Annotated in this window: 17 protein-coding genes; 6 read left to right on the top strand and 11 right to left on the bottom strand. The window is 62.4% G+C overall.

What is annotated here, in order from left to right; all coding sequences use genetic code 11:
- The first annotated feature begins 118 nt into the window (after positions 1–118).
- Together VJX68_RS08260 and VJX68_RS08265 are read left to right on the top strand one after the other, a co-directional pair.
- The gene (locus tag VJX68_RS08260) at positions 119–688 is read left to right on the top strand and encodes a VOC family protein (RefSeq protein ID WP_324095199.1); all 570 of its coding nucleotides are present in this window, start codon (positions 119–121) and stop codon (positions 686–688) included.
- Positions 689–817: 129 nt separating this feature from the next.
- Entirely contained in the window at positions 818–1,498 is a 681-nt protein-coding gene (locus VJX68_RS08265) for a nitroreductase family protein (RefSeq protein WP_324095200.1), read from the top strand.
- Between the two features lie 15 nt (positions 1,499–1,513).
- Here the strand turns inward: VJX68_RS08265 and VJX68_RS08270 are convergent, their stop codons facing one another.
- The 3 genes from VJX68_RS08270 to VJX68_RS08280 all read right to left on the bottom strand — a co-directional run bounded on the left by VJX68_RS08270 (position 1,514) and on the right by VJX68_RS08280 (position 3,860).
- Positions 1,514–1,978 carry a hypothetical protein gene (locus VJX68_RS08270; RefSeq protein WP_324095201.1) on the bottom strand — a complete coding sequence of 155 codons (465 nt, stop codon included), beginning with the start codon at positions 1,976–1,978 and terminating at the stop codon, positions 1,514–1,516.
- 20 nt (positions 1,979–1,998) lie between these two features.
- Positions 1,999–2,724, bottom strand: a complete 726-nt coding sequence (locus VJX68_RS08275; protein WP_324095202.1) for a dienelactone hydrolase family protein — start codon at positions 2,722–2,724, stop codon at positions 1,999–2,001.
- A 149-nt stretch (positions 2,725–2,873) separates the two neighbouring features.
- The gene (locus tag VJX68_RS08280) at positions 2,874–3,860 is read right to left on the bottom strand and encodes a hypothetical protein (protein ID WP_324095203.1); all 987 of its coding nucleotides are present in this window, start codon (positions 3,858–3,860) and stop codon (positions 2,874–2,876) included.
- Positions 3,861–3,870: 10 nt separating this feature from the next.
- Between VJX68_RS08280 and VJX68_RS08285 the strand changes: the two genes are divergently transcribed.
- The 4 genes from VJX68_RS08285 (at position 3,871) to dnaB (ending at position 7,339) form a co-directional block, all read left to right on the top strand.
- A complete protein-coding gene (locus tag VJX68_RS08285) occupies positions 3,871–4,200 on the top strand; it encodes a hypothetical protein (protein ID WP_324095204.1) in 330 nt (109 codons plus the stop codon).
- Between the two features lie 12 nt (positions 4,201–4,212).
- The gene (locus VJX68_RS08290; protein WP_324095205.1) at positions 4,213–4,407 is read left to right on the top strand and encodes a hypothetical protein; all 195 of its coding nucleotides are present in this window, start codon (positions 4,213–4,215) and stop codon (positions 4,405–4,407) included.
- A 706-nt stretch (positions 4,408–5,113) separates the two neighbouring features.
- Positions 5,114–5,815 (top strand): rhomboid family intramembrane serine protease, encoded by a 702-nt coding sequence (locus VJX68_RS08295; RefSeq protein ID WP_324095206.1) that lies wholly within the window; start codon positions 5,114–5,116, stop codon positions 5,813–5,815.
- 141 nt (positions 5,816–5,956) lie between these two features.
- The gene (dnaB, locus tag VJX68_RS08300) at positions 5,957–7,339 is read left to right on the top strand and encodes a replicative DNA helicase (RefSeq protein ID WP_324095207.1); all 1,383 of its coding nucleotides are present in this window, start codon (positions 5,957–5,959) and stop codon (positions 7,337–7,339) included.
- On the opposite strand, the gene VJX68_RS08305 is transcribed toward dnaB, so the two are convergent.
- The 8 genes from VJX68_RS08305 to mutS form a co-directional block, all read right to left on the bottom strand.
- Complete coding sequence (locus tag VJX68_RS08305; RefSeq protein ID WP_324095208.1) at positions 7,336–8,484, bottom strand: M23 family metallopeptidase; 1,149 nt, start codon at positions 8,482–8,484, stop codon at positions 7,336–7,338. The genes dnaB and VJX68_RS08305 overlap by 4 nt on opposite strands.
- A 42-nt stretch (positions 8,485–8,526) precedes the next feature.
- Entirely contained in the window at positions 8,527–9,192 is a 666-nt protein-coding gene (gene scpB / locus VJX68_RS08310) for an SMC-Scp complex subunit ScpB (RefSeq protein ID WP_324095209.1), read from the bottom strand.
- 10 nt (positions 9,193–9,202) lie between these two features.
- The gene (locus VJX68_RS08315; protein ID WP_324095210.1) at positions 9,203–9,958 is read right to left on the bottom strand and encodes a segregation and condensation protein A; all 756 of its coding nucleotides are present in this window, start codon (positions 9,956–9,958) and stop codon (positions 9,203–9,205) included.
- A complete protein-coding gene (locus tag VJX68_RS08320) occupies positions 9,955–10,617 on the bottom strand; it encodes a site-2 protease family protein (RefSeq protein ID WP_324095211.1) in 663 nt (220 codons plus the stop codon). Before VJX68_RS08320 ends, VJX68_RS08315 begins: the two co-directional genes overlap by 4 nt.
- A gap of 1 nt (position 10,618) precedes the next feature.
- On the bottom strand, positions 10,619–11,581 hold the full coding sequence (locus tag VJX68_RS08325; RefSeq protein WP_324095212.1) for a site-specific tyrosine recombinase: 963 nt from the start codon (positions 11,579–11,581) through the stop codon (positions 10,619–10,621).
- Positions 11,578–14,328: a [protein-PII] uridylyltransferase gene (gene glnD / locus VJX68_RS08330; RefSeq protein ID WP_324095213.1), complete on the bottom strand. Its 2,751-nt coding sequence runs from the start codon at positions 14,326–14,328 to the stop codon at positions 11,578–11,580. The genes VJX68_RS08325 and glnD overlap by 4 nt, the downstream gene beginning before the upstream one ends.
- Entirely contained in the window at positions 14,325–15,572 is a 1,248-nt protein-coding gene (locus VJX68_RS08335) for an N-acetylmuramoyl-L-alanine amidase (RefSeq protein WP_324095214.1), read from the bottom strand. Before VJX68_RS08335 ends, glnD begins: the two co-directional genes overlap by 4 nt.
- A 317-nt stretch (positions 15,573–15,889) precedes the next feature.
- Entirely contained in the window at positions 15,890–18,466 is a 2,577-nt protein-coding gene (mutS, locus tag VJX68_RS08340; RefSeq protein ID WP_324095215.1) for a DNA mismatch repair protein MutS, read from the bottom strand.
- Between the last annotated feature and the right edge of the window lie 125 nt (positions 18,467–18,591).

An 18,591-nucleotide genomic window follows, 5' to 3' on the forward strand; every position in this document is an offset into this window, starting at 1 on the left:
GCTACTTAATCCTTCCCCACGGTTATTGAACGATCGTTCTGGAGTCTTTGCCTCCGGGTTGAGCCGTGTTAGTAGATCGGTTGGCGTCGGTTTCCGAACACTCACTGGAGGCGAGGCTATGAAGCGCACGGGCGTTCACCATCTGGGGCTGGCGACTCTCGATATCGATCGCACGGTCGAGTTCTACACCACGAAGCTGGGGTGGGAAGTCGCGTGGGCAGACATTATCGAGCCGGCTGAGGGCGGCAAGATCAAGCACGTCTTTCTGAACACCGGCGACGGCAGCATGGTGGCATTCATGTGTCCGGAAAAAGTGCCGGGCGTGCCGACCGAGTGGGCGACCGATATCAACAGCGCGCAGGGACTGCCGGGCGCATTCTACCATTTTGCGTTCCATTGCGACGACGTGAAAGAGCTTGAAGCCAAGCGCGAGGAACTGATCGGGAAGGGCATCGAGGTGACGCCGGTGGTCGATCACGAATGGTGTCGCTCGATCTACTTTCGCGATCCCAACGGCCTGCTGCTCGAATATTGCGCGACGGTCCGGGCGTTCACCGAAGAAGACAAGGTCATGAAGCATCACGATCAGCCGGGGCCGATGGTGAGCGATCCGGCGGATGCGAAGAAAGTTTACAAGACGCTGATGGGTCCGCAGTCTTCTCCCAAGGCGAATCGCACCCCCGTGTGAACGCGGCTGATTAACTATTGAAAAAGCGGCTCGCGATCGATTGCGATCGCGCGGTCGCTTTTCTTTTTTCGCCAGGGGATGCATTCTCCGGCTGAGCAACAATCCGAATCCGAATCAGGAGCGTTACCGATGGCAGAGATAGGACTTTTCGAGGCAATTTACTCCGCGCGATCGCTCAGGCGATTCAAGTCCGATCCGGTTCCCGACGATGTGATCACGAAGGTACTCGACGCGGCGATTCGTGCGCCGTCGGGCAGCAACCAACAGAGTTGGGAGTTCGTGATCGTCAAGGACGCGGCGCAGCGCAAGAAAATCGGCGACGTGTATCGCAAGGGCGGCGGAATTTTGATGGAGCTATACGCGAATCGCGTCAAGCCCGCGCACATGAGCGAGGATGCTTACCGCAAGCTGATGGCCTCGGCGACCTACCTGATCGATCACATGGCGGATGCGCCGGTGCTGCTGCTCGCATGTCTGAAGCAGACCGCGCCGACGGGAGCGCCGCCAAAACTTCCGCCCGAGATCGCCGCGGCGATGAAAAGCCTGGCGCGAACCTCGGGCTCGAGCATCTATCCCGCTGTGCAGAATATTATTCTCGCCTGTCGCGGACTCGGTCTCGGCACGGTGCTGACCACGATTCACACGTTCTTCGAGGACGAGGTGAAACAGATATTGGGGCTGCCGCCCGAAGTGCAGACGTACGCGCTGATGCCGATCGGATATCCGGATGGGAAGTTCGGCCCGATCAAGCGGCGGCCGGTGAGCGAGGTCGCGTACCTGGACAAATACGGCAACCACTGGAATGGTTGAGCGGTGCGGGAAATATCAGTCGGGCTCGTTCTTTAAGTCTTCGGTGACTTTGCCGGCCAGGTGGCGGACTTGGTCATGTTGCGAGAGCAGCGACGCGAGCACGGCCGGGTCGGACTTGCCGCCGAGCCGGTACTCGTCGGCGGCGTGCGCGAATTTCTCGTAGGCGTTCAGCAACTTCACGAAGTCGCGATGCGACGGGCGCGAGGACTCGCGCGGCGTCGAGGATGAGAACGCGTTGGCCTTGTTGAAGGCGTAATAGAACTCGCCCATCTCCTCGGACGACAGTTGACGATCATCGAGCTTGAAATAAGTGCGGCAGTAGTCTGCGAGCTTGTCGGACATATCAGAGAGCAGCGACACGTTCGCCTTCATCGTGCGGCGGTAGTCGGACGAATAGCATGCCGTGGCCGCGACAATGGCGCTCGCAATCGTGAGAAAATAGACGGGCCGGCAAAGACCGGCCCGCCGAAATAATTTCAACAAAACGCGACCACGAATTTTCAGCCGAGATACCCTTTGAAGAACGCGATGGTCCTGGCCCACGCCTCTTTGGAGTGCACCGGATGAAACGACGGACGATCGTCGCACATGAAGCCGTGGTCGGCGTCGGGGTAGAAGACCACCTCGGCCGGTTTGCCGGCTTTCTTGAGGGCGTCGCGAAATTCGTCCACTTCGGTGATCGGAATGAACGCGTCCTTGCCGCCGAAGAAGGCGAGCACCGGGCCGTTCAGTCCGCTGACGAATTCAATTGGCGGCTTCACGCCCGGCTGCCGGGACTTCACCATCCCACCGCCGTAGTAAGGCGCGGTGGCTCTGACAGCGGGATTGCGGCATGCGGTCATGAAAGCAACACGGCCGCCCATGCAGAATCCGGTGGTGCCGAATGCGGGCTTCACTTCCTTCAACGCCTTGAGGTGATCGATCGCGGCGCCCATGTCGGCGACGACTTGATCGTCGTTGACCGAGCCCATCAGGCGAAAGGCGCCAGGCAAATCGTTGTAGCCGACGACGTTGTTGGGCTGGCGAAAATAAAGATTCGGCGCGATCGCAACGAAGCCTTCGGAGGCGAACTGATTGGTGATGCGCCGGATTTGATCGTTGAGGCCGAACGCTTCCATCACGACGACCAGCGCCGGATAGGGACCGCCGGACGCGGGGCGCGCTAGATGCGCCGGCATCTTCTCGGCACCGGTACGAACCGACACTTCATTCGAGACTACTTCCATGATTGAAACCTCCGTTAAGAGATTCGCGTCCGCTGACGAGCGCGTAGCGATCACGGATCGCGTTTGACGCGAACGGCGATCCGGCGATCTTTCTCGCATACATCGGGGTCCGGCTCAAGCGAGAAAATATGAAATGAATCGCCCGTGGCCTATTGCTCGAGGCAGAAAACCGGTGCGGGGTTGCCGCACGAGGCGATCGCACCGGGACTCCACCAGGTGTCCGTTACGTTGCTCACGCCCTCGGACCCGGTATCCGCTCCATTCAGCGTGACCCAATCCTGGCAGGTGGTAGCCAATGTGCCGGTGACGTTTGGCGCCGCAGATCCCGTCCACGCAGCAGCCGCGAATTCGGTTACGTAGCTGCCATCGGCGTGCTGCCAGATGCCGCTTGCGAGAGTGGCGCCCGACGCGAGCGTTGGCGCGTCGGCGATCTCGATGCCGTCGGGCCGCACATACGGCGCTGACATCGCCGACATATCGAAGCGCGATGCGGCGGACGTCGTCGAGGTGGATAGCAGCGCGAGGAATTGAGTGGGATTTGCCAAACCGGCCGCGGTTGCCTCGCTCTGGCAGAGAGCGTCGGCGCCGGACACGGCCAGGCTGGTGGCGAATCTTCCCTTGGACACGAATGCGATTCGCCCGGGCACACGAGTCACTGTCAGCGTGCTGACGTGGCTGGTGTCGAAGCAATAGAAGTGTGCGGACGCAAGGCAAGCAGTTTCGGTTGCGTCGTCGCTCCACGCGCCCGCTCCACCGGTGCTCAAACCCATCTCGCCAAATGAGCTACCGCTACCGATCGTCCAGTCGCCGCAGGTGGTAGAGCCGTTCACTGTTCCGGCGTCGTTGGTGCCCGTCCAGACGTTCTGACGCCCGACATCACCACCGCTCTCGTCCAGGTTGAGCGGATTCAGGATGCTGCCGCCGGCGATATCTGAAACCTGGTCGGCGAAGGGTTGACCGTCGGGGCGGATGAAGCCTCGCGCGCTTCCCAGTTTGGCGACCGCGTTGATGGTCGAAGTCGAGAGCCATGCCTTGTAGGTGCCCGGCGACAAATCTGCCGCTGCGGCGAGGCTCGCGCAGTCCGCATCGGCGCCGGCCTGGCCTCCCAAGTCACCGTTGGAGCTGGTTGACGTCACGAAGACGACGTTGAAGATCGGAGTCGACGTGGCGGTTGGAGTCGGAGTTGCAGTCGGTGTCGCTGTGAGCGTCGGCGTTGCCGTAGCTGTTGCGGTCGGCGTGGCGGTTGCGGTCGGCGTGGCAGTGGCGGTCGCAGTCGGCGTTACGCTCGCGGTCGAAGGCGGGTTAAGTGTTGAAGTGGCAGTGGCGGATTTGGTTGCGGTTGGTGTCGCTGACGCAGTGGCAGTTGCGGATCTGGTCGCGGTTGAGGTAGCAGAGCCGGAGGCACTTGCGGTCCTCGTCGCAGTTGCGGTTTCAGTTGTGGTCGCAGTCGAGGTTGGAGTCACTGATGCGGTCTGAGTTGATGTCGCAGTGGAAGTTGCGGTCAGACTTGCGGTTGGAGTCGAAGTCGGAGTCGCAGTTGAAGCCGAGGTCGCAGTCGAGGTCGCGGTAGCGGTTGGGGCGGCGGTCCCTGTTGCGGTCGCAGTCGGGATCGGAGTCGCGGTCAGCGTCGGCGACGCGGTGGGGTTGCCGAGGCCGATGTTCCTGTCAAACCAATTCCGATGAGCTTTACCCTTTGAGGACTCTTGGCCGCTGCGTCGGTAAACGTCAGCAGGCCATGTTTGAACTTGCCCTTCGATGGCGGCGTGAACGTGACCGAGACCGGACAGCTACCTGCCGGGGGCATTGCTCCCGTGCATCCATTCGAATCGAGGCCGAAGCCGGTGCCGCTGATACTTACGATCGGAGCCGACAACTCGACGTTGCTCCTGTTGGTGAAAGTGACAGTTTGCGGACTGCTTTGTGTCCCTGCCGCTAATTTGCCGAAATCGACCTTCTTTGGCGACAATCCTGCACGGAGCTTGCTATTAGCGAGAGGCGGACTTGGCTGCGCGCTCGTGAGGCCGTCTTGCGCGCACAAGACGGCACACATCGCGATCGCGACGCCGGTAGCTCGGCGCGACCAGATCACCCGCCGAGATATAACATCAACTACCTGTGTTCGCACAGTGACATTATGTCATAGAAAGAACAGATCGAACTGCACCCATTTCTGTCGCCCACAACTCCCTCTGCCTTCTCAATTTCGGCGTCCGCTCGCCTCAGGTGTTAGCGGAGCCCATTGCGTTTGGGGTCGAATATCCACCTAGACGTCTCACAGAATCCATATAGACGCGCTTTTTGCACGACGCTCCGACTCGCGCCTGGCTGCCGCGCGCCGCTAGTATTGCTCGGCCGGTCGATCAATTTAGGTGCTCGGCCTGATGTTTAGATGATCCCACTTCGCGATAGCGCCGCGCCGCGCCGCCTGACTCCGGTCAACATCGCGCTTATCGCTGCGAACATCGCGGTCTTCGTTTATGAACTGTCGCTCGGCGCTCGCGTCGCGACTTTCGTCGAGCGATTCGCGCTGGTGCCGGCGGCGGTGACGCGAGAGCTCTCGGCCAACGCGCATCGCAGCGTGGGCGCGCTCGCGCCGTTGATAACCACCGTCACGTCGATGTTCATCCACGGCGGTTTCTGGCACGTCGCGGGCAACATGCTGTACCTGTTCATCTTCGGCGCGGCTATTGAGTATCGGATGGGCGCGCTGCGCTACCTGTTCTTTTATCTCGCCGCCGGAATCGCGGCGGCGCTCGCGACGGTGTGGATCGCGCCCGAGTCGACCGTGCCGGTGATCGGCGCGAGCGGCGCGATTGCCGGCGTGCTCGGCGCGTACTTTATCCTTTACCCGCGCGGGCGCATCCTGACGATCCTGCCGATTTTCATTTTTATCCAGTTCGTCGAGATTCCGGCGGTCATCTACCTGCTGTTCTGGTTCGCGGTGCAGCTTTACGCGGGACTTGAAGAAGGGGGCAGGGCGGGGACGATGGGGGGAGTGGCGTGGTGGGCGCACGTGGGCGGCTTCATGTTCGGCGTCGCGCTCGGACCGATGCTCGCGATGAATCGTCCGCGCCGGCGGCGCTCGCATTAGTCGACTGTGCATCGGCTGTGGACGGTTTGGTGACAACCGTTGGCTTGCGGCTGGTGTAATAGTTGTACGCAGTCATCGCATAAGAAATAATCGGCGCTCCTGAAATTCAGAGCGCGCGGTTGTTGAGGAGGTGGTGGTCAGGTGGCGGTATCGTCGGACGATATTCTAAAGCGCGTTCCTCCCCAGAATCTCGAAGCAGAGCAGTCGGTGCTGGGCGCGATTCTGCTCGACAATGACGCGATTAACCACGCGCTCGAAATCCTGTCAGCGGAAGACTTTTATCGCGAGTCGCATCGCCAAATCTTCCGCTCGATGGCGGAACTCACAGACCACAGCCAGCCGGTCGATGCGATCACGCTGACGGACGCGCTGCGCACCAGGGGCGTGCTCGAGCAGATCGGCGGCCCCGCGTACATCGCGGAGCTGGCGTCTGTAGTGCCGACTGCCGCGAACGTCGCGCACTACGCGCGAATCGTGCACGACAAGGCTGTCCTGCGCAGCCTCGGCTCGATCGCGACTGACATCGCGAGTTCGTCGTACGAGGCGCCCTCGGACGTGGACGGTTTCCTCGATGAAGCCGAGCATCGCATCTTCGAGATTTCGGAGCGGCGGATCAAGCCGTCGTTCCACACGATGTCCGAGCTGACGCGCGAGTCGCTGAAGATCCTCGAGCGGCTGTATGAAAACCGCGAGATGATCACCGGCGTGCCGAGCGGGTTCATCGATCTCGACCGCATCACGGCGGGCTTCCAGGCGTCGGACCTGGTGATCATCGCGGCCCGTCCCAGCATGGGCAAAACAGCGCTCGCGCTGAATATTGCGGCCTACGCGGCGATGGATGCGGACCCTCCCGTGGGCGTCGCATTTTTTTCGTTGGAAATGTCCAAGGAGCAGCTTGTGCTGCGCATGCTGTGCTCGGAGGCGCGGGTGGACAGCGCGCGGGCGCGGCAGGGTTTTTTGGGCGAGCGCGATTTCCCCAAGCTCGCGCAGGCGGCAGCGCGATTGTCGGAGTCGAACATCTATATTGATGACTCGTCGGACACGACGTCGATCACGCTCAAGGCGAAGTGCCGGCGGCTCAAGCGCGAACGGGCCAAGAACCTTGGGTTGATCGTGGTCGACTATCTACAACTGATGAGATCGGCGCGGCCGGGCGAGTCGCGCGAAAAAGAGATCGCGGAAATCTCGCGCTCGCTCAAAGCGCTGGCGAAAGAGCTCAAGGTGCCGGTGATCGCGCTGTCGCAGCTCAACCGGCAGGTCGAGTCGCGCGAGAATCGGCGCCCGATGCTAGCGGATTTGCGCGAGTCGGGCGCAATCGAGCAGGACGCCGACGTGATCGCGTTCATCTACCGTGAAGAAATGTACAAGGGCAAGGAGAGCAAGGAGCCGGGCGTCGCCGAGATCATCATCGCCAAGCAGCGTAACGGCCCCACCGACACCGCGAAGCTCACGTACATCAACCACTACACGCGCTTCGAGAACTACACGCCGGAGACGGGCGTGTTCGAAGACACCGGCGTCTAGAACGAATCCAGTTCGTCTTCCATCGGTTCTTGTTTGGTCATCGGATGGGACGACATGACGGTTAGCGCGGGCTTCGGCGCTTTGTCGAGCTTGTAGTCCTCGTAGGTAAACTGATCGATCGCGAACGGCAGACCTTCTGAGGCCGGGAACGACGGCGAGTCGCAGACCTGGAAGTGCAGATGCGGCTCCGATGAATTACCGGTGTTGCCCAGATGCGCGAGCACGTCGCCGGCGTGAACAGTGTCGCCCACCTTCACCTTGAGCGTGCCGGGCCGGAGATGTGCGTACGCGGCGAAGTGCCCCTCGCTGAGTTCCTGGATGATGTGATTGCCGGCGAGCGTGTCATAGGTCATCTGCACGGCGAGCTTGCTGCTGTTGGGGACGTTCTCGGGAATGCCGTCCTTGACCTCGACGATCTTGCCGTCGCCGGCCGCGTATATCTCCTGATCCCATGCGTGATAGCTGCTGTTCTTGCGCTCATCGCCGGTGAACGACTTGCCGTCGCCGCTGAGCTGAATCCAGTCGATCGCGTAGCGCTGGCCGATGTGCGGCTGTCCGTTAACCGGCAGCATCGCGCGCCGATGCGGCGAGGTGTTCGAGGGGGCGTTGGCCGCGAGCCAATTTTTGCCGCGGAGCGGAGCGTGAATCACGATCGGGTCGTCCTGGTTCAAATCGATCGCGGCGGCGTGAATGGTTCCGGAGCCGGCGCGCTCGCCGTGCTGCTCGATCGTAATGGCGGTATCAAAATTGTCCGGATCGCCCTGGTCGGGAGTCCACTCGGCGAAAATAAAGAAGACGCCGGTCGCGCCGGGCTTCAGCGCCGGATCGTTAGGCTTGGTGCCATCACCGTCCACCGGCACGAACATCGCGGCCAGCTGCTTGCCGTTGGCCGACTGATTCACTACGACGTCGTCGCCGTTTTTTCCTTGAACATCGAGCTTGGTGATCTTCAACGGGGTCTTGCCCCAATTCGTGACGTACAGCTCGTAGGCCGAATGACGATGACCGGCGCCGTCGAGGATTTGCGCCTCGGGTGGGTAAGGCATCGCGACTACGCGCATATAGAGCGGATCATTCTCGGGCGCCGCCGGCGGCTTTTGCTCAGCCGACGACGATCGCGCGAAGGCAAAGGAAGTCAGTGCCACTAGAAGAAGTAGTCGGAATCGGTGCATTGTCGGTTCTCCGATTCAGTGCGAGGTCTCGTCGTCGTCGGAAGTCTCAGTCTCCGGCTCGGCTGGCTCTTCTGAAAGACTCTCCGCAGTCGCGGCGGAATCCTCGGGATGAGTCTCGATGCCTTCCACCGGGCCGGTGTTGGCCTGTTCGACGGCGCGCTCGATCTCGCGGAACTCCGACAGGTCGGGCAGGCCTTCAAGGTCCTTCAGTCCGAACAGTTCCAGGAACTCGTCGGTGGTCTTGTAAATTATCGGGCGGCCCGGCGCGTCCTTGCGGCCGGCAATTTTGACCAGCCGTTTTTCGAGTAGCGTTTCGAGCACGCCTCCCGTGTCAACACCGCGCAACTGTTCTATCTCTGGGCGAGTGATCGGCTGCCGATACGCGATTATCGCGACCGTCTCCATCAGCGGGCGGCTTAAGCGCGGCGGCCGTGCGGCGAGCAGCTTGCGAACGTAGCCGGCGTGGTCCTTCGGCGTGCGCATCTGGTAGCCGCCGGCGACTTCGTCGATGACGATGCCTCGGTTTTCGGCGGCGTACTGCGAGGCCATCTCGGTGAGCGCCTTTTGCACGGCCGCGCGCGGGAGGTCGTCGAAAACGGCGGTCAGCCGTGCGAGCGAGACCGGCTCGCCGGCCGCGAACAGCAGGCTTGCGAGAATTGATTTCAGTCGCTCTTCTTCCACTCAACCTCCGTCATGCCGCCGCGGCGCCGCGCTCGAGAAAAATCGGGCCGAAGCGCACTTCCTGAAATGCGCGAACTTCGCGCCGGCGTATCAACTCGAGCAGCGCCATGAAGGTCGCGATTACGAGCGATCGATCGTTTGCATCCTCGAACAGCGCGGCGAACTGGATTCGTCCCGTGCCTTCGAGCGCACGCAAGATTCGCGGGATACACTCCGCCACCGGGATGTCGCGCAGCTCGATGGCGCGCGGGGTCTTGTCGGCGATGCGCTTGAGGACCGCGCCAATCGCTTCGACCAGGTCGAAAATCGAAACGGTGTACTGCCGGGCGTTCGCGTCTTCGGGCGCGGTCTCGCCGGGTGTGGTAAACACGTCGCGGCCAAGCAGCGCACGCTCGGCGAGCTTTTCAGCCGCCTCGCGATAGCGCTGATATTCGAGCAGCCGTTCGACCAGATCGCGCTTGAGCTCCTCGGCTTCCTCGGTGTCGGCGAGCTCCGGATGCGGCAACATCGCGAACGACTTGATCAGAAGCAGCGTCGCCGCCATCACGAGGTACTCGCCGGCGACGTCGAGGTTCAACTGGTCGAGCAACTCGAGCCACGCGAGGTACTGCTCGGTGATAACGCTGGCGGTGACCTCGTGCGGGTCGAGCTCGGCGCGCTTGAGCAGATGCAGCAGCAGGTCGAGCGGGCCCTCGTAAATCGGGAGCCGGAAGCGGACGCCGGCGTCGGCACCGAGCCTGGGCGGCGTGTTGGCGTCGTCGCTCAAAGTTGCACCATCCAGGAGATCGCGCCCAGCGCAAAATTCATGACCGGATAGATCGCGATATCCAGCCAATGCGTATATAGCAGCACCAGCAGTATAAGGAAGCCGTAGCGCTCGGTATGCGCGTAAGCGCGCGCGGCCGCGATCGGAAGAATGCTGAACAACACGCGGCCGCCGTCTAGCGGCAGCACGGGAAAGAGATTGAAGACTCCCAGTTCGACATTGACGATCACCGACGCCTGCAGCATCCGCGCAAGCGGCTCGACGACGGTGGGGCCGAGCGAGCCGTGAACAAGGGCCGGCATCGCGCGCAGGAGAAGTCCGCTCACGATCGCCAGCGCGAAGTTCGTCAGCGGCCCGGCGGCCGCCACCTTCAGCATTCCAGTCCGACCGCCGCGCAACACGCGAAAATCGACGGGGACAGGCTTCGCGTAGCCGAGCACGGGCAGACCAAACAGATACAGCCCGAACGGCAGGATGATCGTCCCAAAGAGATCAATGTGCGAAATCGGATTCAGCGTCAGGCGTCCGGCGCGAAGAGCGGTATCGTCGCCGAGCCGCAGCGCTACCACACCATGCATAACCTCGTGGGCGATAATCGCGAACATGATCGGCGGCGCAACGATGCAGATGGTCGCGATGGTTCCGTTCAGATCGCCCAAGTCAGTCCGTGCCTTCCGCCGCGCTCGCGCGGGTCGCGCGCGGATGAAACGTGCGATGCACCTTGCGCAAGTGGCTCTTGGATAGGTGCGTATAAATTTGAGTGGTCGAGATGTCGCTGTGACCTAGCATCTCCTGCACGGCGCGCAGATCGGCGCCGCCCTCGAGCAGATGCGTGGCGAAGCAATGGCGCAAGGTGTGCGGGCTGATCCATGCCAGGCGCGGCTCGGCGGCGGCCCATCCTTTGAGCGCCTTGAAAAATCCCTGCCGGGTCATCGCGCGGCCGAGCCGGGTGATGAAAACGGCGGAGACGCGACGCGGAACTTTCTTTCTGCCACGCTTGCCGCCAGCGGTTGGATTTAGAATTTCATCTCGGCGATCAAGGTAGGCCTCCAAGGCGCGAATCGCCGCGCCGCCCATCGGCACCATCCGCTCCTTACTGCCCTTGCCGAGCACGACGACGGCGCCGGCGGCGAGATTCACCTGGTGCAGTTGCAACCCGACCAGCTCGCTAACTCGCAGCCCGCAGCCGTAGCCCATTTCGAGCATCGCGCGATCGCGCAGTCCTCGCGCGTTTTGCGCGTCGATCGCGGCGATAAGATTTTCAATATCGCCGGGCGAGAGCGTGCGCGGGAGTTTGCGCGGATGCGGCCTGAGTTTCACGGCGGGTGCGGGATCGCGCTCGATAATCTTTTCGTCCACCAGCTCGCGCGCGAGCCCGCGCAGACTGGCGAGATGGCGGCGCTGCGAGCTGACGGCGAAGCCCTGGTCCGCGAGCGCCTCGAGGTACGCGGTCAGCGCGGTGGCGTCGAGACGCTCGGGCGTCAGGCCAGCCTCGCGGCACCACGATTGGAAAAGGCTGAGGTCGTGCGCGTATGCCTCCATCGAATGGCGGCTGAGCCCGCGCTCGACTGCCTGGCGCGACAGATGCCGATCGATCAGCTCGTCCCAGCCGGCGGTGCTCACGCTGGTGCTCCTGCGCGGGGATTCTGTTCTACCTTTTCGAGCAACGCGGCGCGCAGCTCGCGCATCCGATCGAGATCCTCGATTTTTCCGCCATCGCGATCGCTCACATAAAAGACGTCGAGCGCCTGATCGGCGTTGGTCGAGATGCGCGCGAGATGAATCCGCCAGCCGAGCCGGAATAGCGTGTGGGTGATCGCGAACAGCAGGCCCACGCGGTCCTGCGTGAACACGTCGATGACGGTAAACTGCTCGGAGGTGCGATTGTCGACGGTGACCTCGGTCGGCACGTGGCGCACGAATTTGCGGCCGGCGCTCTGCACGTGATGCGCGGCGGCGACGAGCGCCGCGATATCCTGCTGGCCGGTGATGACGCGTTCAAGATCGTGCTCCACGCGCAGCCAGCGGTCGTCTTCCAGTGCCATCGAGACGGCGCCCATCTGATGCGACACGCGAAACACGTCCATCGCGATACCGTTGGTGCGCGTGGTGATTCGGGCCGACAAGATGTTGAGATTGTTGGCGGTCAGCGCGCCCGCGATCATCGAGAATAGTCCCGGCCGGTCCCGTGTCACGACGATGAACTCGCTGAACTCGAGTTCGGGGAAATGCCTGATGCGGCAAACCAGCGGGCGGTCCTCGAGCGAGCGCATCAGCTCGAAGTGCAGCGGGATGTCGTTTTCGGGCACGGTGAAGAAGTAGCGGTCGGGCATCTCGTCGAGAAACGTGCTGACGTCGGCTTCAGGAGCCGACGCGGTGAGCAGGGTCTCGCGGACGGCGGCTTTGACGGTCGCGAGCCGGCGCGCGGGATCGACCGCCTCATGATCGCCCTGCTCGAGAACCTTGAGCGCGCGCATGTAGAGATCGCTCAGCAGCATATCGCGCCAGTTGTTGTAGACCTTCGGCGCGACCGCGCGCATATCGGCGTAGGTGAGAAGGTAGAGCGCTTTGAGGCGATCGATCGAGCCGACGGCGCGCGCGAATTCTTCGACCGTGGTGTGATCGTCAAGGTCACCCTTCTGCGCGACCTGCGACATCATCAGATGGTTGCGGACGAGGAACACGACGAGATCGATTTCCTCGCTGTTGAGTCCCAGCCGATCCGAAACTTCGGCGGTCAGGCTGGCGCCGCGCTCATGATGATCATGACCGTGGCCCTTGCCGATATCGTGGAGCAACAGCGCGAGGAACACGAGCGGCAGGTGAGGGAGCTCGCGCGCGACTTCCGTCAGCAGGGGAGTGGTGTCCTTGAACTCTCCGGCGCGCAGGCGTTCGAGCTCGCGTACGGCGACCAGCGAATGCCGATCGACGGTGTAGATGTGGTAGAGGTCGTGCAGAACGCGCGCGTAGAGGTTGCCGAACTCGGGGATGACTGCGCCGAGCACGCCCGACAGATGCATCGCCTCGAGGGTTTCGGCAACGCGCCGGCGCGCGGACAGAATCGTCATCAAAGCTTCGGCGACGCGCGGGTCTTTGCGCATATCGTCGTCGATCAGGCCAAGATTGTCGCGCACCAACTGGTACGTGCTGCCAGAGAGGCTGACGTCCTGCGCTTGGCAGTCCGCGTATATTGTGATCAAGTTCAGCGGATCGCGCTTGAAGAAATCGTGCTCGGCGATACTCAGCAGGCTGCCCTGGACGATTACACCAGGGCGAATCTTGCGCGTTGGCGTGCGGCGAAAAAATCGTCCGCCGGGACTGTTCTCGGTTACGCGCGCGATCAAGCCTTCGGCAAAACGGTGAATCGTCGACGCGTGCTGGTAGTACGCACGCATCAGGGCGGAACCGGCGGCCTGTCCGTCCTCGGGCTTGAAGCCGAGCAGCGGCTCGATCCGTTCCTGCATCTCGAAAGTGATCTGATCGAAGTGGCGGCCAGTCAGGAAATGGAGCGAGTTGCGCACTCGCCAGAGAAAATCGCGCGCCTCGATCACTTCGGCCGCCTCGGGCTCGGTGATGACGGCCTTCTGCACCAGCTCTTCGAGCGAGTGGACCTTGTACTTGACCTTGGCCAGCCACATCGCGGTGTGAAGATCGCGCAGCCCGCCTTCGCCTTCCTTGATCTGCGGCTCGAGCAGGTAGATCGAATCGCCGTACTGGGCGTGGCGTTTGCGGCTTTCCTCGAGCTTGGTGGCGAAGAACTTGTCCTGGTTGCGATTGAGAACCTCGGCGATGAGCAGCTCGTCGAGATCGGCGTACAGCTTCTCGTCGCCGCACAAAAAGCGCGCGTCGAGGATCGCGGTTTTTTCCTTCAGGTCCTCGTTGGCCAGCCGCACGCATTCCTTGGCCGTGCGAACCCCGTGCCCCACGATCAGCCCCGCGTCCCACAGCGCGTGCAGAATTATCTCGGTGACGACTTCGGCGTACGGACCGCGCTTGTAGTCGTGCAGAAACAACAGATCGACGTCGGATTGCGGATTCAGCTCGCCACGCCCGTAGCCGCCGCGCGCGACCACCGCAATCTTCTGGTTGAGCTTGGGCGATCGGCGGCCGTGCTCGGCGTCCGCGTAATAATAAAGCGCGCGCAGCAGGTCGTCCATCGCCGCCGTCATCGCGGCCGTGATCTCGCTGCCGCTCGCGCCGGCGAAATGGCGCTCGGCGAACTCGGCGCGAACCGATTCCAGATAGGTGCGCGCATTGACGCCGGGCGTTTTGCTCGAGACGAATTGCGCGAGCAGAGCGGCCTGGCCGCGCGGCGAAGATGCAGTTGCGTGGACCGGCTCGGCGCGATTCGCGCCCGTGACGAGACTCACAGATTTCCCACCGCGAGATCGGCGTTGAGGTAGTGCGCAACGGCTGTGGCGATCGCGCCTGCCAGCAGGTCCTGGTAATCCGGCGCCGCGAGCCGCGTCGCCTCAGCGGCGTTCGACATGAAGCCGCCTTCGATCAGCACGGCCGGCATATGCGCGCCGACCAGCACATAAAATGGTCCCATCTTCGCTCCCAGCGCGTTCACGTTCAGTCCAAGTCCGGCATCGAGATCGGCGACCGTCTGCGCGTCGATCATCCGGGCCAGAGAGGCTGCTTCCGACGCCTTATAGTTCTGCCGCAGGTCGGTCAGAATGTAGTTTAAGTTGGAGGCGTCCGGTGTGCCATAGCCGTCGGCGCCGCCGTTCTCCATTCGCGCCAGCCGAATCGTCGCGCGGTCGGTGGTGTTGTTCAGGTAATAAACTTCGATTCCCGTCGTGTCGGTGTTCGGACTCGAATTGAGATGCACTGACACGAACAGGTCGGCGCCGGCGCGATTTGCGATTCGTGTGCGCTCGGCGAGGCTGATGAAAACGTCGGTCGAGCGCGTGAGCTCGGCGCGGATACCGCGGGCTCCCAGAGCGGCCTTCAGGCGCATCGCGATCTGCAGCGCGAGATCCTTCTCCATTGCGCCGGCGGACGATTGAGTGCCGGGATCGTAGCCGCCGTGGCCGGGATCGATCATCACCAGGAAGTGACCGGGTTGACGATTGTCCTCATTCGCATTGGCTGGCGCGACCGGTTGTGCGACAGAGACAGGACGAGGGTTCTCGGCCGGCGCGAATGACACAGGGCGCGCGGCGGATGGGGCAGGGCGATGCGGCGCGTCATCGTGAACAATGATAGGAGCCGCGATATATGGATCCGCGCCGGAGGATGCGACTCGCAACACAATTTCATTTCTGTTTTTGAGCCGTGCGATCGCGTAGTCGGCCTTGCCAATTACCTCGACCACGATTCGCGACTTGCCATCCGACTCGATCGTGCGGACGCTGGCGATCGGCGCCGTTTCGTAACCGAACAGCGGGCGCGGAGGGATCGCGACATGAGTGCGCGCCAGTTCGATCCAGAGTTCGCTGCCGTGCGTGCTGAGATCGAGGGGTGGAGCTAATCCGCTGAATCCGAAATGGATTTCGAGAGTCGGACCGTGATGCTCGATTCGCGCGGAGGTCAGAACCGGCGCGGGAACGCTGGCGCGCGCGGCCACAACCATCGCACAAATCATCACCGTCGCGACGGCCACCGCCATCAATCTCCGCATTACTGCACCCCTCCACCCAGCACAAGGATAACGACCGTTGGAAGTGATCGCCACGCCACCACCCATTATTCGTGATTTGTTCTCCTGAACAAAAAAACGTTTCACGTGAACATTTTCGTGAAAACTCCAACAGAACAGCGCCATTTCTGACCACTTCCCAAGAAATTGACAGCCATTGCACTTGGCTGCTTAAACATTGGGTGCAGGGGATACCCTTGGCCGTGGCGACGGTAGCGCAATATTAAGCCGTTGGCAGGAGCCGCGCGCGCCAACGGCGGGCGGTCTTAATACTGGGGGTGCAGGGGTCACCCCTGCTGCTTGAGGCGGGCGGCCAGGCGGGCGAGGGCATTCAGCGCGTCCATCGGGGTCATCCGCTCAATGTCGAGTGCGCGCAGTTCATCGACGATACGTTCGTCGCGCGGAGAGAACAGACCGAGCTGCGGCGCTGGAGCTTTCGCGCGGCGGTCGCGGGCGATTCGCGGCATCCCGGCTTCGTCCAGTTCACCTTGCTCGAGGTTGGCGAGAATTTCGCGCGCGCGGCTGATAATCGAATCGGGCACTCCCGCCAGGCGCGCCACCTCGATACCGTAACTGCGCGACGACGGCTGCTCGATCACCCGACGTAGAAAAATCACCTCGTCGCCCCATTCGCGTACCGCCATGCTGAGGTTCTTGACGCGCGGGCGCTCGCGCGCGAGGTCGGTCAGCTCGTGGAAGTGCGTCGCGAACAGCACCTTGGCGCGCGTCTGATCGTGCAGGTACTCGGCGATGGCCCATGCGATCGCGAGTCCGTCGAAGGTGCTGGTGCCGCGGCCGACCTCGTCCAGTAGTAACAGGCTGCGCTCCGAGAGTCCCTTGAGCAGGCGCGCCGTCTCGCTCATCTCGACCATGAAGGTGGACTCGCCGCGGCGAAGTTCGTCGCGCGCGCCGATTCGCGTCAGCACGCGATCGATTAGCCCGATAGTCGCTTCGGCGGCGGGAACGAAGCTGCCGATTTGCGCCATGATCGCGATCAACGCGACTTGGCGCAGATACGTCGATTTGCCGGCCATGTTGGGGCCGGTAATCAGGAGAATCTGGCGCGTATCGGGCTCGGCGTCGAGGTCGTTGGGCACGAACTCGCCCGAGCGCATCCCGGCTTCGAGCACCGGATGGCGTCCGTCGCGGACTCGAATCCGCAGGCCGGTGTTGATGGTGGGACGGACGTAGCCGCGATGCCGCGCGACTTTCGCCAAGGACATCACTGCGTCGAATTCGCCAACCGCGCGAGCGGTTTCGAGGATCGTCGCCGCGCGCGACTGCAAGTCGCGCAGCAGCTTGGTGAAAATCTGCAGCTCGAGTTCCTTGAGCGCCGATTCCGCCGTCAGGATTTTGCGCTCGAGTTCCTTGAGCGCGGGCGTGGTGAAGCGTTCGGCGCTGACCAGCGTTTGCTTGCGCTCATAGTCGGCCGGCACGCGCTCGAGATTGGGCTTCGTCACCTCGATGTAATAGCCGAAGATATTGTTGTAGCGCACCTTGAGCGACGGGATTGCGGTGCGTTCGCGCTCGGTTGCCTCCAGCTTCGCAATCACGCCGCGCGCTCCGGACGCCAGGCCGCGCAGTTCATCAACCTCGGTGCTGAGGCCCGCACGAATCACGTTGCCGTCGCGGGGATTGACGGGAGGTTCGTCGGACAGCGTCGCCGCGATTTGCGCGACCAGCGTGGGCATCGGCGAGATCCGCGCGGCATGCTCGCGGATGAGAGGGCTCTTTAGCGCGCCCATCGCTTGTTTGAGCGAGTCCGCCGCACCGAGCGCGTCGCCCAGTCGCAGGCAATCGCGCGGCGACGCGCGCATCGCGCCGATGCGTCCTGCCAGCCGCTCGAGATCGCCGATTCGCTTCAACGATTCGGCGAGAGTGCCGCCAAGGTCGGCGTCGAAGAGTTCTTCGAGCGCGTCGTGCCGCGCGCGGATCGTGTCGAGCGCGAGCAGAGGGTAGGTGATCCAGTTGGCGAGCGTGCGCGCGCCGACCGCGGTCAGGGTCTCATCGAGAATTGAGAGCAATGAGCCTTTGCGCGCGCCGTCAGTCGAGGCGATCAGTTCGAGATGCCGCCGCGTGGTTTCGTCGACCAACATGTATTCGGCTATTCGATAAAGACGCGGCGCCGCAATATGCGCCAAGTCGTGGCCGAAGGTGTCTTCAACGTAGAGCAGTGCGATCCCCGCAGTATGCGCGATCGATTCGTGGAAATCGGCGGCAGCCGTCGCGAACCGATTCGAGAATGCCGCAGTCGCCCGCTGGGCGCCGAACGATTCGTGATCGAGCATCGTCAGGGGACAGTTTGAGTCTTTCAGGAGTACGCCCAACTCGCCGTCCTGCGCGGCGATTACTATTTCGCGCGGCGCGATTCGCGAGATTTCCTCACACAGCGTCGAGGCCTCGCGAACTTGCGTAGCGAGAAACTCGCCCGTCGAGACGTCGAGTGCTGCCAATGTGAACCCGAGTCCCTCCGCGCCGGTGACCGCGACCAGGTAGCTCTTCTCGGCGGCCGTCAGCACCATCTCTTCGCCGACAGTGCCGGGCGTGATCACGCGCACGATTTGCCGCGGCATCAGCTTGGGTGTCTTGGGGTCGGGCGTGCCTTGCTCGCAGATGGCGACCTTGTGGCCCGCCTTCAGCAGCTTGGCGATGTACGGTTCCGCGGAATGGTAAGGCACGCCGCACAGCGGGACACCGTCCTTGTTGCGCGAGGTGAGTTGGATGTCGAGCACGCGTGCGCCGACTTCGGCGTCCTCGAAAAACATTTCGTAAAAGTCGCCGAGGCGGAAAAAGAGGATCGCGTCGGGGACGCGCTGCTTGACGCTCAGGTACTGCGCGATGAGGGGTGTTTGCTTGACTGCCACTGATGCGATTGCGGCTCACAATAGCAATAGCAAGGGCCGCTCGCCCACTTTTCGCTTTGCCGAATTCATCTCGATTTACTATGGTTCGAGTGTTAACCAGGCTTTAATCCGCCGACATTTCTCGA

This window comes from Binatus sp. (SeqCode) (assembly GCF_035272065.1).
GTDB lineage: Bacteria > Desulfobacterota > Binatia > Binatales > Binataceae > Binatus.